The organism is Clostridium oryzae, from assembly GCF_002029235.1.
Lineage (GTDB): Bacteria > Bacillota > Clostridia > Clostridiales > Clostridiaceae > Clostridium_AE > Clostridium_AE oryzae.
The window spans coordinates 22,982-38,633 of record NZ_MZGV01000040.1 but is presented as its reverse complement, the minus strand read 5'-3'; the positions used below and the strand labels follow the sequence as shown (position 1 = coordinate 38,633).

The window sequence follows — 15,652 nt, the reverse complement described above, 5'->3', positions numbered from 1 at the left end:
ACTCCAATATTTATTTTTAAAATCCTGATACTTATCTACTAATATTTCTTTTACTGTTATTTTCTTATCTACCATAATACCTATATTTTACACACTTATCCACAACCTTGCAATTACATAGTTTCCTATAGAATAAAAAAGCTCTCACCTCCAAGACAATTGTCTTGGGGACGAGAGTTTTATTTCTTCGTGGTACCACCCCAGTTTATTAATATGTCACCATATTAACCTTTTCAAGTACGGCTCCAGATAACTCACCTAATACTGTTTAATGATATCTATGAACGATACTTTAACTCTGTAACGGGAGTCCCCGTCGACACCTACCTCGACTAAGCCGGCTCAATGAGAAACTCTGAGACCTTTTTCAATAAATATCTCTATGCCCCTTCTCACCAATGGGAACTCTCTTTGAAAGAAATCATTTATCTACTCTTCTCTTCAACGTTTTTTGTTATTTTATCAATAATACAGGTAAATGTCAACAATACAGGATACATTATACACCATATACTACCATACAGTTAGTATATTTACCTCTCTGCCAGATTTACAGATAAAATAAACATAATTAGAACGCCTGCTGTTAAAAAAACATAATAAGCTGCTCCGTTGAGATGGACAAGTGAAGAATACTTGATAGCTGCATTGCACTTGCTATAACTATTACATTTATTCATAATATTGTTATAGAACATTTAGCAGTTAAATTTGTATCAAAAGAATTAAACTTTAAGTTTTTTGCTTGGGAAAATAACAAGAAAGGTAGAAAGATTCATGAATAATAACAATGTCTATAAAATCAGAATTGAAGCAGCATTAGAATATCTTGAAAGCAATATTGATTCCGAGTTGTCCCTAAAATCCTTAGCAAATGTTTCTGGTTTTTCGCCTTATCATTTTCATAGAATTTTCTGTGCAATTACCGGGCAAACGCTGCATAAATATATACTTCAACGCAAACTCTATCTTGCAGCTAATCAACTACTTTATGAAGATTGCACTATTACTCAAATAGCCTTAGCTCACGGTTTTTCTACTCCTAGTATATTTGCTAAGAAATTCAAAGAACTTTTTAACTGCACTCCTACAGAGTACAGAGAAGAAAAAACAAGAAAGTATCCTGCTACTTTTGCCAAGCTGTCCTTTCCCAAATATATATATGACGAAACAATTGAAGGCTGCTTTTTTTTGTTAGATTTAACTGACCTGAAAACAATATGCATCGGAATAACCGGTCTGTCTGAAATCTGGGAAAATCCAGAAATCGAAAAAGCGTATCAGCAGATATTTCAATGGCTTAAGGATAATGGTACAAATGTATCTACTCAAATTTGCGGAATAACGATAGATACTCCTGAAGTACAGTCGCTAAGTGAATGCAGATATTATGCCTGTGCAACTTTAGAGCACCCTATGCATACTGAAAGTTTGACTTATAGAATTTTTAGAACCTCAGGAAAATATATTTGCTGTAAAATGAATCGTAATCAACAGGATTTTGCAGCAAATTTTTTTAAATACATGGAATATTTATATGGTTTTTATATGCCAGAACATAATCTACTTCCTGATTACAGGCCTTTTATAGAATTCTATACACAAGATGTTTCTGGTAATATTATCATCCAATTCTGCGTTCCTATTAAAAATAGCAAGAAATGAACAGCTTAGCACTTCCAAATTTATTAAACTTAAATCAGGAGGTGTTTTTTATGCTATCAAAAATGTTAACAAATGTGGAAAATGTAAAAAAAGGTAGAGTTAAATTAGAAACTATAGTAGAAGAAAGACTTACTTTATTAAAAAAGTGTAGAGATTATAATGCAATTGTTGCATATGATGAAGGTAAAATCTTACACGAAGCGAGAATGATTGATAAAAAAATTAAGTGCAGTCAAAATTTAGGAAGGCTTTGCGGTGCTGTGCTTACTATTAAGGATAATTTAGAGGTAAAAGGATTACCCGCTACTGGTGGAATGCTAAAATATAAAAATAACATATGTAGTGAAGACTGCGCTATTGTTTCGAAGCTGCGAAATGAGGGAGCGATTATTCTAGGCAAAACTAATATGCCTGCTGGCGCAATGGATATTCAGACTTTTAACTCAATTTACGGAAGAACTAAACATCCAGACTTTCCAGCTTACACCTGTGGAGGGAGTAGCGGAGGCGGCGCTACAGCAATAAAATTAGGTATCAGTGATGCTGATATTGGCAATGATTTTATGGGCTCTATCCGTATTCCCGCTCATTTTTGCGGCATTTATGGTATAATAGGAACAGATAAAGTCATTCCGTATGAAAATATTGTCGGCGGAAAACCATATGGAAATACGATGTCAGCTGTTCTTCGATTAGGTATCCAGGCTTCGACGCTACAGGATCTTAGTCTGTTGTTTGATTTGTTGTGCAAAAAAGACATGCTGTTTCCTGCTACATTCGATGAAAAATCGCTTAAAATAGCCTTTACAGAAAATAGCGAAGGTCTTCCACTCTCCAAGGATTATGAAAAAGTTTATAAGGAGTTTATAAATTCATTGGGTAAGAAATTTGAGGTAAAAAAAATTGATAGTAAACAGTTTGACTTTTCAAAAGCACGAATTTGTTTTCTTAAACTTCTTTATGGCAATATGTCAATTTCCATTCCACCTATTGCTCGTATACTTATGAGATCAAAAATGTCCTCTAAGCTCAAAGATTACTTAATGGCAGAAGAAGTACGCGAACAACTTTTACAACAACTTGATTCACTATTTGCAAAATTTGATGTTTTGATTTCCCCAGTTACCGCAACCCCAGCATTCAAGCACTTACTTCCTCTGAAATCTATTGGATATCAATCCATTTATACTGATATGACCATAAACGGAGAAAAAGTTTCCTATTCCAAAGCTAATATGGGTTTCACTACTCCATTTTCATTAACTGCAAGTCCAGTTATTGTTATACCCATTGGAAAAACAGAAGCTGGATTACCTTTAGGTGTTCAGCTTGTAGGCAATAGATTCCATGACTTTAACCTTGAAAGAATAGCCGAATCAATAATTTTTTCGGCCGTATGACAATTAATTTCAAAAATCAGTGCATAAAAAATGTTGTGATCAAAGTAGACCACAACATTTCCTATTTATAGTTTTCTTCCCATCATTACTCCCATTGCTGATGCCATCATTAATCCTCTTGTCCAACCACTTGAGTCCCCTAAACAATGCAATCCTTTAATATTGGTTTCAAAATTATTATCCAAATTAATTCTGTTACTGTAAAATTTAATTTCCGGTCCATATAGCAGTGTTTCTCTGCTTGCAAAACCTGGCACTACTACATCCATAGCTTGTATAAAGTTTAGTATATTAGTCATTGTTCTATATGGAATTGCAGATGTTAAATCTCCTGCTACTGCATCTGGTAATGTGTGCTTAACATTGGATTCATGCAGTTCATGTTCCCAGGTTCTTTTACCATCTAATATATCACCGTATCTTTGAACTAATATTCTGCCGCTGCCAAGCATGTTAACAAGTTCTGCAACTTTCTGCCCATATTCAATAGGTTCGTTAAAAGGTTCCGAAAAATTATGTGAACTTAATATAGCTAAGTTAGTATTCTCAGATTTTTTATCTTTATAAGAATGTCCATTAACTATTGCTAGGTTATTATCATAATTCTCTTGACTAACAAAACCCCCTGGATTTTGACAAAATGTCCTGACTTTATCTTTAAATGGTACTGGATATCCTATAAGCTTAGATTCATAAAGTACATTGTTAACACTTTCCATTACTTCATTTCTCAGTTCTACTCTAACGCCAATATCTACAGGACCCGCACTATGCTTAATATTGTGTTCAATACACATATCCTTTAGCCAATCTGCACCTTTTCTACCCGTTGCTACAACAACTTTATCAGAAAGTACATCTTCATCATTACTTCTTGTTAAAGAATCTGTTACTACCACTCCGTGTATCTCATTATTTTTTATTAAAAGATTCTTAACTGTTGTATCGAATTTTATTTCAACGCCACTATCTAATAAGTGATCTTGTATTTTTAAATATATTTCCTGAGCTTTCTCAGTTCCTAAATGTCTTATAGGACAATCTACTAATTTTAATGCTCCTTGAATAGCTTTTCTTCTAATTTCTTTTATTGCTTCATTATTTCCTACACCTTCAACTTTAGTATCTGCGCCAAAGCTTAAATAAATTGAATCTGTATAATTTATATATTCTTGTACTAACTGAGCACCTGCAAGTTCAGGTAAATCTCCACCTACTTCATAATTCAATGATAATTTTCCATCTGAAAATGCACCTGCTCCTGAAAATCCAGTAGTAATATGACAATAAGGCTTGCAAGATACGCACTTTTTAGTTTTATCTTTAGGACAATGTCTTTTATCAATACTTTTTCCTTCTTCAATTAGAAGAATTTCCGATTGTGGTTTTTGCTTCTTAAGCTCATACGCAGTAAATATTCCTGCTGGACCAGCACCTACTATTATTACATCATAACTCATTCTTATCTCTCCTTGATATTAAATATAATTTGTTAGTAGACACTTATAGTCCTGTAGCTATTTACGGTAGCCTGGTAGAAACACTCAACCCATATTGCTGAATTTATATAAGTGAATATTATTCTATTTTTTATTATCATAGTTCGTTTTACTAGGTAATTTTAGCTTATTTCTCTATAAAAATCAAGAAAATAATAGAAATTTTAATTATTTTTTAATAAAAAGCGAACATTGTGAATCAATTATTTGAAAATTGTATATTCTATCATCATGAAAAGATTGCCTTATACTTAAATTTTTGCTACAATTTTTTTATTATTACATTTTAGCTCGGAGGCAAAAGATGAAAAGTATTAAGGTACAATTATTTATGGTAGTTTTAACTGTTCTACTATTTGTTATAGGATTCCATTCAATATTTTCAAAAAAAATTCTAGCAAAAGCGGACTCTGTTCATACTCTTACATTCAACAATAAATTAAAAGTGAAAACTCTTTTTTACCCTTATCGCGATCCGGGAAATACTGCTGATAACTTAAGAAGGCATCTTCAAGGCCTAACAATAGACACAAATGATAATATATACTTAACCTATGCTGTTTGTGACGAAACTCGTTATGCCTATATTTATGTATACAACAAAAAAGGCAAATTACTAAGAAAAAGTAAAAAGATGCCACTTGGTCATGGACAAGCAATATCCTACAAAAACGGTTATCTATATCAGCTGGCAGATATTAAAGATCAAACAAATTTTTCCCTGCTAAAAATCGATCCCTATACATTTAGAATCGTAAGAAGTTGGACGATTCCATCAACAATTCATCCAAATGTCCTGTTTATGCAGGATGATAATACTGGAATTTCAGTTTCGAGATATCTTGATGGATATGACATCAATAAAATCCATCTAACAGAGGGGCCTGATGCACAGCGTGATTGGCATGAGAAAATCCATATAAGCGGATTTATTGGTATCACTCCTAATAGAGAAATACAGGGTTTTACATACAGAAACGGTCAGTACCATCTGTTGTCAAATGGTGAATATATGACTTTTAATCCTGACGGTTCAAATGTAAAACACATATCTATGAACACAAAAAGAGAATCTGAAGGTATAGGCGTAATGAGTAACGGTAAGCTTGTTTTTGGATTTAATAGATTGAATGAACTTTTTATTCAACAATAGAGATGTAAATTCCAAGATTCATAAAAATTTGTTATTAAAAACGCATTCTAACTGTATAGTTTTTGAATGCGTTTTTAGATTAATCTTATAATTTATGTGCAAATTCTAATAATCTTGCAGCTGATTCACTGATACTCTCACTGCTTGATGATAATTCTTCAGCTTGAGCTGCTTGATTCTCACTTGTACTTGTGTATTTTTGTATAAACTCTACTATGTTATTTATATCAGCTTTAATCTCTTTAAGACTGTTATCTATATCCGTAACTGAAGTTTTGCTTTGAGTTGCAAGATTACGAATCTCTTGTGCAACCACACTAAACCCTCTGCCATGTTCCCCAGCTCTCGCTGCCTCTATAGCAGCATTTAAACCTAACATATTTGTAGTATTTGATATTTCGGTTATATATTTTAGTACATCATCCATTTTATTAATACCTTCTGATGACCTATTAGCCAATTCTTCTATATTATGGCTGCTAGCAGATAGTTCTTCTGCAGAACTTGCCATTTGCTGAGCTGATGCAGTTAACTGCTCCGAAAATGTTTTTAAATCATTTGCAACACTAATAACATTGTCCACCTTTTCTTGTGATACAGCACATACTATAGTTCCTAGCACATTTCCTGTACTATTATTAATTACTGGTACAGTAGTAGTATTAATAGAATAGCCAAAAAGTTCTTTTGGTGAACTTCTCCTATCAACATTCTTAGTTCTTATTGCATTTTTAGATGCTCCATCTTCAGTAAGAGTTGTACCAACCTCTACATTCAGCTTAAAAGAATCTGACTGCTTAACAAAAACGAATTTTTCTGTATTAGTCAAACCTACGGCAGTATCCGAAGGAAAAAGGTTAGGTAACACATCAAATAAATTATTAATAGACTCAAAATATTGTTCATCAGATATTTCCATGAACGGCATCTCCTTTAATGGTTATTTTTTCTTTTAATTATTTATCGCAACTTTCTATAATTGATTTAGGTATATTATGTAATTTTTATCAAATAATGATGTCCATTAAATTCTTTTTCTTTACATCTGAAATAATATGGTTTACAATGAATATATAAAATATATTAGTAAATTTTGAGAGGAGACTATAAATGTTAATTTATAATAGTAAGGCTAGAATGAATTTTAATAGTAAATAATCAGTCTGCTGTCAGTTAACTATTTATAGGAAATTAAAGAATGTTGACCGCAGACTGAATATCTGCGGTTTTATTATATTTCTAAAAACACATTATTAAGATTAATTGTTTTTATTTTAATATGCGTTTTTACTAGAAGTCATACGATTACCGCAGTCATATTCTGCGGTTTTTATTTTTGGAGGCAATTCAATAAAATGTTTTAACTAATTATGCTAATTAACCGCAGTGCAATCATACCAAATCAGGTATATTGTTCTGTGGTTTTTTATACTTTTAATGCACCTTTAATATAGCGTTGCAAATTTATATTAGGAGGAGTTTGAAGTGAAGTTAAGGTAATTTTGTAAAAATCGACATTAAATTTACTCACAGGAGGCCTAAAAAATGAGGTTAAAGTTTATATAGATTTATTTTAAATCATACATTTATAGGAGGTTTTTTATGATAACAGGAAATATTAGTGGAATAAAAAGCGTAGTTATTCAGAGATTAGAAAATTTATATAAAATATCAATAGATACTAGCAGCATCTTTTCTAAAGAATTAGCAGAAGAACTTAATGATATCAGTAAATTATTAAATAAGGAATTATGTGCTGTAATTAACAGGCATGGAAAAATCACAGGAATTTCAGTTGGCAAAATAAATACTGCAGAAATACCTGCTATGTCTGCTGGAGATAGGAAACTTAACGGCTTTAGAGTAATCCATACGCATCCTTCAGGCAACAGTAGATTATCATCAGTAGATATTTCATCTCTAATAGATTTGAAACTAGATGCTATGGTGTCCATTGGTGTCAAAGATGATATTGAAAGCAGCTTCGTAAATATTGGTTTATGCGACTGCTTTAACAGCAATATTAGTTTTAAAGAGCTTGAAAATTTAACATTAACGGAGGCTTTAGAATTTAATTTAGGAGATGAAATATCTCATATTGAACATGATATATTGCCTCGTATTCATGAATCAAAATATGGTACAGAAAGAGCTATTCTTGTTGGAACTGACAGTGAAGAAAGCCTTCAGGAACTTTGCGGGCTTGCTAAGGCCTGCAGCATTCTACCAGCAGCCGAAGTACTCCAGCGAAAAAATAAAGTACACTCTACGTATTATACTGGGCAAGGTAAAGTTCAGGAAATATTTCACCTAAAACAGTTAAAAAATGCTGATATCGTAATATTTGATGATGAACTATCCGGCTCCCAGATTAGGAATCTAGAAAAAGCTGTTAAATGCACAGTTTTAGATCGAACTACACTAATACTCGATATTTTTGCAAGAAGAGCTAAAAGCAGAGAAGGTATGCTGCAAGTAGAGCTTGCTATGCTCAAACATAAGCTTCCAAGACTCCGAGATGCTAACGCTAATTTATCGAGGATTAAAGGCGGTGTTGGAGTAAAAGGAGGCATAGGTTCAAGAGGCCCTGGAGAAAAAAAGCTTGAAACAGATAGAAGGCATATAGAACGAAGAATAGAGGAAATAAAAAATGAGCTTTCCAAAACTGCCAATCAACGGTCAGTTCAAAAAATTAAAAGAATCAAGAATAACATCAGTAATGTAGCAATTGTAGGTTATACAAATGCTGGAAAATCAACATTGAGAAACAAGCTTTGTGCTGCATCCTCTTCAAACACTATAAATAAGAAAGGTGTTTTAGAAGCTGACATGCTTTTTGCCACACTAGATACCACAGTTAGGGCAGTAAACTTGAATGATAACAGAAAAATCACTTTATCTGATACTGTAGGTTTTATTAATAAGCTTCCTCATGAGCTTGTTGAAGCTTTTAAATCCACTTTAGAAGAAGTTGTTGACGCTGATTTACTTTTACATGTAGTTGATGCTTCAAATGAGGAAGCTATCAGCCAGATAGAATCAGTAAATAAAGTTCTAAAGGAGCTTAACGCAAGAGATAAAAATACTATAATTGTATTAAACAAAATCGACAAAGCTTCAGAAGATAATTTGAAAAGATTAAGAGAGTTTCTAAATGGAGAAAAAATAGTAGAAATAAGCGCCGCCAAAAAAATTAATCTTAACGGACTGCTTAATACAATAGGTAATGAAATTCCTGTTAAATTAGTTGAAAAAGAGTTTATAATTCCTTACACTGAACAAAAATTGGTTTCACTGCTTCATGAAAATTCTCACATAATCGATGAAGATTATATAAAAGAAGGAACTCATATAAAAGCTTTAGTTCAGCACGAAATTTACAAATTATGTGTAGGATTTGAAGTAAAAGCTTAGATTCTCTGCGCTCAATTAAAACATTTCACTAATCTAAGTTTTCTAGCTTAATTACCAGTCGTGACAGGTCTCAATTCCAGAGTCCTGTCGCGATTAAACAAAATTAATAACATGATCAAAATACTCCTCTATGCTCTTTCTGTTTTTTCCTAAGCCGATTTTTCTGCCGCTTATATAAATATTTAGTTCATCAATTATAGAAATATGCACATCATAATATAGTTTTCTCTTATCATATTCAAAGCTAATATATTGATTTATAAAATTCTCAGTTTCCTCTAATGAATTTATATCACCGTATTTTTTTCTATCTGAAACAACCTTTTTCAATGGTTGTTGAACTTCTTTAAGTATCTTATATAAGTTCATCTGTTTCCAGCGCATTACTCTATTCTTTAAATCTTTGAAACTCTCCTCAACAGGTTTTCTGATAATCGGAACCTGATGAAGCTGCTGTTCCAATTTTCTAACCATGGAATTACCACTATCAAACTTGCTCATTATAAATAGCGCTCCATAGTCATACTCTGTTCTAATAAGTCTCCCATATATTTGTTTTAAATCAATAGACACTATAGGCATATTTACATTCGCATAAGCATGCCAATAACTTTTACCTTTTTTTGCTTCGTTATCTATCAGTGACTTATAGAAAGGCTCCTTGCTATTTATATTAGGTACCTTATCCAAAACTACCGTAGTCATACTGTCTCCCGGAATATCTACACCCTCAAAAAAGCCTTTAGAGCCTATAAAAATATATCTTTCCTTTCTTGACTTAAGCTTAGAAATATCCTTTTTGCCTTCGATCAGTCTTACCCCTAAACCACTGAGACGTTCAGCTGCTGTTTGCTTAAATGACACTAATCTTCTCCTGCTTGTGAAAAGAATTATTATATTGCCACCCACTATATTTAATAATTCTAAAACAAAATCCTTCATTTCTTCAGAAAAAGTTTGTATATCATCATTTGGCTCCATATCACTCATAGCGTATATGGCACTTCTCCCCTTATAATCGAAAACTGGAGATATCGGAGGTACTTCAATTATCTGTTTATTCTGTGAAGTTGCAAAATTAATACCTAACGTATTTTTTAAATTTTTGTAGCCATTATCTGTACATAATGTAGCAGAAATAAACAAACAGCTTGTAATTGTACTCAAGATTCTATCATAGAAAATTCCTGAAACGTCTAAAGGTATTACAGAAACCTTCCACCATTTTAAGCTCTTATCAACTTCAAAATAAAAACAGCTGTCTTCCTCCTGCTGGCTGAGCATTGATTCCAACAGTCTAGTATAGCTATTCATAACTTCCAATCTTTCTGACAATATCTTAAGTCTTTTATCTTTTTCAAGATTTCCCATATTCTTCAATACAGCCAAAGCTTTATCTAGATCTAAACTTAAACTGCTTATATCTTCTTTAATGTATCCTAAGTATCTAAAAATAGGCTCAAGATTTACATTTTCAACGTTTAAATGCTGTTTTATATTATATTCCCTGCTTATTTCATTTTCGTATATGTAGCTTTTAAAAGCATTTTGAACATTTTTCATTCCACTGACACACTGCTCCATATCTGCTTGTATCTCTTTTAATGGCAGCGTCTCTTTTTTAACCTTTTTAGATAAGTAATAAAGATATCCTCTTTTTTTGTTACTATCATATATATCTTCAAGAAGCTTATCAAATTCATAGGATATGAGCGAGGTTTCAAAAGCATCATAAACCTCCTGAGTCAAATTATGTGCCTCGTCAACCAGAATGTTATCAAGAGGTGCAATATTTTGATAAGGCCATCTAAGCAGCAATGAGTGATTAACAACAATAAGCTGAGACTCCCTTAAATCTTCAACCTTTGATGCGTAAAAACAGGAATCCTTATATGCGCAGCTGTTTATTTCGCAAAGTTCTGAATCACAATAGCACTGCTCCATTAGATTATTTAAATTAAACTTTTCCTGTATTGCATAGCTTATTTCTTCACTGTCTCCAAGTCCCTTTTCTCTCATAAACCTTTTTAGATACACATAACCTAATAAAGTCTTTAGGTCTCTAGGAAATTCTATTTCTTCAAATCTTTCGAAACATAAGTAATTGCTTTTTCCCTTAATCAGAGTATATTTAACATCTTTTTTCAAATTTAAAGCATCCAAAACATTGGGAATATCCTTTTCAACCAACTGGTTCTGCAGTCCTTTTGTGTTTGTAGATATAATCACCTTACTCTGCTTAAGATGGCTATATATAGCTGATGGCAGTAAATACGCCATACTTTTTCCAAGTCCTGTAGGTGCTTCCATTATTGTGATTTTTCCTTTTTCTAAACCTTCCCTAACAAATTTTGATGCTTCTTTCTGCTGTGGTCTAAAGCTATAGCTTTTGCCATTTCTTCTCCAGATATCCTCTCTTTTAAACAGTTTTTCATAATCCTTCAGTGCAAAATCAGGATACTCCTCTGATAGTTTTGTTTCATAAGTAAAAGGCTTATCTTCAAGAAAATATTTAACATCATCTATATCAACCTTCTCAAGGTATTTATACCAATTCCATTCTGTCAATTCAGTTATACTTATTGGAAGAGTATATCCATTTTCGTAGAAGAAATCACTGACAGCATAGTTTAGCACTGCCAGTGTATCCTCTGAATCACTAAGTCCTCTATGCTTCTCCTGCCTATTTCCAGTCAGAAATTTTTGTATCACATACTGAAGGTTAAACTCTGGCAGTTCAGGAAAGAGTATTGCTATAAGTTCCAAAGAATCAAGAAATTTATTATCTATCTTAAGGAAACTCTGTTCAAAAGCCGCATTGTGACATACCAAGGGAAAGTCCTCTATAAAAGATAGTAGTTCTTTCATAACCTGGTCAAGTTCAGGTGCAGATTGAAGCTGCTGTTCAGTGATTCCTTCACAGAGATCTAAAATATTCAATGAAACACTTATATGGGGATTCACTAACGTGCTAAATCTTGAAACCTGCTTATCCTTTATTTTTACAGCTCCAATTTCTATAATTTTATCATTAGAAGCATCTAGACCTGTGGTTTCTATATCTAAAAATACCACGTTATTTAATACACTGTAGCGCTCCATAAACCCTCCTTATATTAGAATGATGCATATACGTAGTTATGTGTCAATTTAGTAAAAGTATACATACTCTAATGTTGATTTTTCAACTTATCATTCTATATGCAGCCTAAGATAAATACTTTAGCTGTCAGAATAGCCTGCGCTAAATAATGTTATAGTGTTTAAGCGCGTATTCAATGCCGTTGTCATCAATATTTTTTGTTACAAATGCTACAGAACCAAATAGAGATTTTGTCCCATTTCCCATCAAAATACTATTAGGCACATATTCAAGCATAGGTAAGTCATTTGTGCTATCACCAATAGCATAACAGTCTTCAAGATCAACATTAAGATATTCCTGCAGGAACTTGATCCCAGTAGCTTTGGAATAACCCTTCGGAACTATTTCTCCAAAGTTATTTCCTCTGTCAATATAATCAAAATCTTTTGTTATATATGCATAAAAAGCATCATAATCACTTTCTTCATCAGTCCATACAACAAATTTATCAAAAACAATGTTTGGCTCGTCCCAATTTCTAGATATATCATGTCCTCCTTTTCTAAATCCTTCTTTGATGTTAGCTAGTTCACTCGTTTCAGGTCTCGTTTCATCAAAATATACACCATCTAATCCTTCACATAGGGCTTGAATTTTACAACCTCGAAGCTTTTCAATAATTTCTTTGCATTTCTCGTGTGAAATAGATTTTGCTAAAAGTTCTTTACCGTTATAATAAATATATGTGCCGCATCCACATATATAGCCGTCAAAGCCTATACTTCTTATTTCTTCAGGTACATTAAAAAAAGTTCTACCAGTGTTTATAAATGTTAAATGTCCGTTTTCTCTTGCTTTTCTGATAGCTTTTATTGTTCCTTCAGCAATCATATGCGTATCTTCACTAATAATAGTTCCATCTATATCAAAAAATATCATTTTTCTGCTCATATTGATTGTTATTTCCTCCTTAGTATAAGCCGTTATTTATTTTCATTATCTATATAATGATAAAATGAATCTCATTTTTCGTCAAATACTATAAATATTAATTTTTTAAACGCAACTGCGCTCTGTAATCCGATTAAAGTGTAGTGTTATCTTTTCTTCTGAACTTATCAAGATATTTGTCAGCAGACCTGTTCATCTCTTTAGCAAAGTCAGACATATATTTACGTTTGCAAAAGGCCTTAATATCCTCACTGATGTTTCTCTTACCCAATCCTGCCTTTTCATTTCTAGAATTCTGCATTTCTGTAAGTTCATCCTTAGTAAATCTCTTATATTTATTTTCAAATACAACATATTGCTTGTCAAACCTTGCAGGCTTTTTTCTACTCTTTTGGGCTTCGGCCGGATAACCATAAACTACCATGCATGCCGGAAGCACATAATCTGGAAGACCAAGCAGTTTTGTTATTTCCTCATAGTTTTCTATTATATCACCTATATAGCAAGACCCAACCCCTAAAGATTCAGCCGCTACCACTGTGTTTTGCGCAGCAATTATCGTATCTGCACAAGCTAAAAGTATGTCTCCCTCTCCTGGTGTTTTGGGATTACAATTTTCAAAGTAAAATGTATCATACCATTTCTGATAATCTGCAACAAAAACCAAAACCATATGTGCTTTAGCTATAAAAGACTGATTATCGCAAAATACGGCAAGCTTTTCTTTAAGCTCTTTATCCGTTACATCTATTATACTGTAAAGCATCATGGCACCAGCTGTAGGTGCTGCAATGGCCGCATCTAATATTTCTTTTTTAGTCTCATAACCTATTTCTCTATTTTCAAATACTCTCATTGACTTTCGATTATGTATTTGTTCTAAAACCTCATTCACTATATTACCTCCTTCAAATCTATTTACATATTTAATATTAGCACAACTAACTATAAACATAAATTTTCAGAACATAATATTAATATCTTTATTAAATATACATAACAATTTTATAATATATATTCAGTTAATCCTTGAGCAATACTGTAACAAAACTATATTTTAATCTTATGGAGGTATCACAGCATGAATATGACGCATTATATGTCCTTACTAGCAAGCAATCAGCCTTGGAACCTACTGATTTTCATGGCAATTCCTGTTATCTGTGCAGAAACATTAACCATTACAGAATTTTTTATTATTTTTAATAGAACACAACGAGGAGGATTACGAACTCTTAATAAACTCGTAGGTATCTTCGACGGATTCTATTTCACAGGAATTTTCATCTATTTATTAATCACTGCCGTTATTCCGCTTACCAGTGCAGGAGAATGGCATACTTGGGTAGATGTATTAGCAGTCGGTTTCTACTTAAGCGGTGTGATTTTCTTGTTGCCTATCGCATTGATGGAACTTGGAATAATATTTAAATACAAAACATCAGAAGAAAAAATGAAAATTCATTTTATTCTTGTAGGTGGTTTCCTCGTAGTTGCTCATATTGCCATGATTTTTGGTATGGTAAATCCCGAAATTGTTAACTCAATGTCTTCTATGCCTTCAATGAAATAGATTTTATAAATGTTAAAACCCATATTAGCTTTGCTAATATGGGTTTTAACTCTCAATACCGTATTTATGTTTATTGTTGGCCTGAAACTAACTTCATTATATCTTCGCCATAGCCTTTTTCATCTGCTGGAACCCAGACATTGTCTTCAATAACAAATTTAAATGTTTCTTCTTTTTTATTATTTGATGGCTTAACCTTCTTCAAATCAGACACGAGGTTATTAATAAATTCTTTTGATAATTTTTCCATCAACACTTTTCGATCTGTTATTTTAGTACCTTTATATTTTTGAACAGCTTTATTTGCAGCTCCTGTAGAAAGAGCAGCTAAATCAAAGTATGTTGTTTTAACTTTTACCTGAGCAGTCTTATCCTTCTCAGACACTTTATTAGTAGTAACAGACACTTTTCCAAAGGCAACCATGATTGAATTATATATATTCTCAACTTGTTTGTTATTAATCGTCAACCCCTGTGATGTGAAGCCTGCTTTTAATTGCTGCATATATTGATCCTTTTGAGTTTTAGCTAACTTTTTAAGCTGTTTTTGCTGAGCACCCATTTTAGAGAGTCCATCCTTCTGCCCTTTGATTACAAAATTAAATAGAGCTTTTGCTGACTCATCTGCCCCCACCTTAGGCTTACATCCCATCACAAAAACAGGAACAATAAGTATAACTAGCAACAATATTAAGCTATTTTTTATTTTTTTCATTTACATCCTCCTTGTTTTAAAGAACTCAATTAACATATCGTGCCACTTTAAGATAACTTTATACTTTTTAGAAATTTTTATTTAATTAAGTTTAATTTTTAGTTTAACTTTATAACACATTCTTCGTATCTCTACATGTATACACCACTAACTGTTTATTGGCATGATGAGAGATAGCCTTTTTGAAGTATCAACAG

General features: G+C 32.4%; 11 protein-coding genes, 1 riboswitch and 1 other annotated feature. Of the genes, 5 read left to right on the top strand and 6 right to left on the bottom strand.

The features are described 5' to 3' along the window. Nucleotides 1–163: 163 nt before the first annotated feature. Nucleotides 164–454: a binding site (T-box leader), on the bottom strand. A 323-nt stretch (nt 455–777) separates the two neighbouring features. After that, nucleotides 778–1,665 (top strand): AraC family transcriptional regulator, encoded by an 888-nt coding sequence (locus CLORY_RS15865; RefSeq protein ID WP_079426250.1) that lies wholly within the window; start codon nt 778–780, stop codon nt 1,663–1,665. A gap of 50 nt (nt 1,666–1,715) precedes the next feature. Beyond that, nucleotides 1,716–3,065 (top strand): amidase, encoded by a 1,350-nt coding sequence (locus tag CLORY_RS15860; protein WP_079426247.1) that lies wholly within the window; start codon nt 1,716–1,718, stop codon nt 3,063–3,065. A gap of 65 nt (nt 3,066–3,130) precedes the next feature. Here CLORY_RS15860 and CLORY_RS15855 read toward each other — a convergent pair whose 3' ends face one another. Further along, the gene (locus CLORY_RS15855) at nt 3,131–4,525 is read right to left on the bottom strand and encodes an NAD(P)/FAD-dependent oxidoreductase (RefSeq protein WP_079426244.1); all 1,395 of its coding nucleotides are present in this window, start codon (nt 4,523–4,525) and stop codon (nt 3,131–3,133) included. A 26-nt stretch (nt 4,526–4,551) separates the two neighbouring features. Next, nucleotides 4,552–4,656: riboswitch (purine riboswitch) on the bottom strand. Between the two features lie 212 nt (nt 4,657–4,868). Between CLORY_RS15855 and CLORY_RS15850 the strand changes: the two genes are divergently transcribed. Next, nucleotides 4,869–5,717 carry a hypothetical protein gene (locus CLORY_RS15850; RefSeq protein ID WP_079426242.1) on the top strand — a complete coding sequence of 283 codons (849 nt, stop codon included), beginning with the start codon at nt 4,869–4,871 and terminating at the stop codon, nt 5,715–5,717. Between the two features lie 85 nt (nt 5,718–5,802). On the opposite strand, the gene CLORY_RS15845 is transcribed toward CLORY_RS15850, so the two are convergent. Next, nucleotides 5,803–6,636 carry a methyl-accepting chemotaxis protein gene (locus tag CLORY_RS15845; protein WP_169911650.1) on the bottom strand — a complete coding sequence of 278 codons (834 nt, stop codon included), beginning with the start codon at nt 6,634–6,636 and terminating at the stop codon, nt 5,803–5,805. 683 nt (nt 6,637–7,319) lie between these two features. Between CLORY_RS15845 and hflX the strand changes: the two genes are divergently transcribed. After that, nucleotides 7,320–9,131 carry a GTPase HflX gene (gene hflX / locus CLORY_RS15840; protein ID WP_079426236.1) on the top strand — a complete coding sequence of 604 codons (1,812 nt, stop codon included), beginning with the start codon at nt 7,320–7,322 and terminating at the stop codon, nt 9,129–9,131. 93 nt (nt 9,132–9,224) lie between these two features. On the opposite strand, the gene CLORY_RS15835 is transcribed toward hflX, so the two are convergent. The 3 genes from CLORY_RS15835 to CLORY_RS15825 all read right to left on the bottom strand — a co-directional run bounded on the left by CLORY_RS15835 (nt 9,225) and on the right by CLORY_RS15825 (nt 14,062). After that, complete coding sequence (locus CLORY_RS15835) at nt 9,225–12,233, bottom strand: exonuclease domain-containing protein (RefSeq protein WP_079426233.1); 3,009 nt, start codon at nt 12,231–12,233, stop codon at nt 9,225–9,227. Between the two features lie 142 nt (nt 12,234–12,375). Then, on the bottom strand, nt 12,376–13,167 hold the full coding sequence (locus CLORY_RS15830) for an HAD family hydrolase (RefSeq protein ID WP_079426230.1): 792 nt from the start codon (nt 13,165–13,167) through the stop codon (nt 12,376–12,378). Between the two features lie 133 nt (nt 13,168–13,300). Next, entirely contained in the window at nt 13,301–14,062 is a 762-nt protein-coding gene (locus tag CLORY_RS15825; protein ID WP_079426227.1) for a nitroreductase family protein, read from the bottom strand. A gap of 186 nt (nt 14,063–14,248) precedes the next feature. Here CLORY_RS15825 and CLORY_RS15820 point away from each other — a divergent pair, with 186 nt between their 5' ends. Next, nucleotides 14,249–14,740 (top strand): DUF6803 family protein, encoded by a 492-nt coding sequence (locus CLORY_RS15820; RefSeq protein WP_079426224.1) that lies wholly within the window; start codon nt 14,249–14,251, stop codon nt 14,738–14,740. A 70-nt stretch (nt 14,741–14,810) separates the two neighbouring features. Here CLORY_RS15820 and CLORY_RS15815 read toward each other — a convergent pair whose 3' ends face one another. After that, the gene (locus tag CLORY_RS15815) at nt 14,811–15,455 is read right to left on the bottom strand and encodes a DUF5105 domain-containing protein (RefSeq protein WP_079426222.1); all 645 of its coding nucleotides are present in this window, start codon (nt 15,453–15,455) and stop codon (nt 14,811–14,813) included. Between the last annotated feature and the right edge of the window lie 197 nt (nt 15,456–15,652).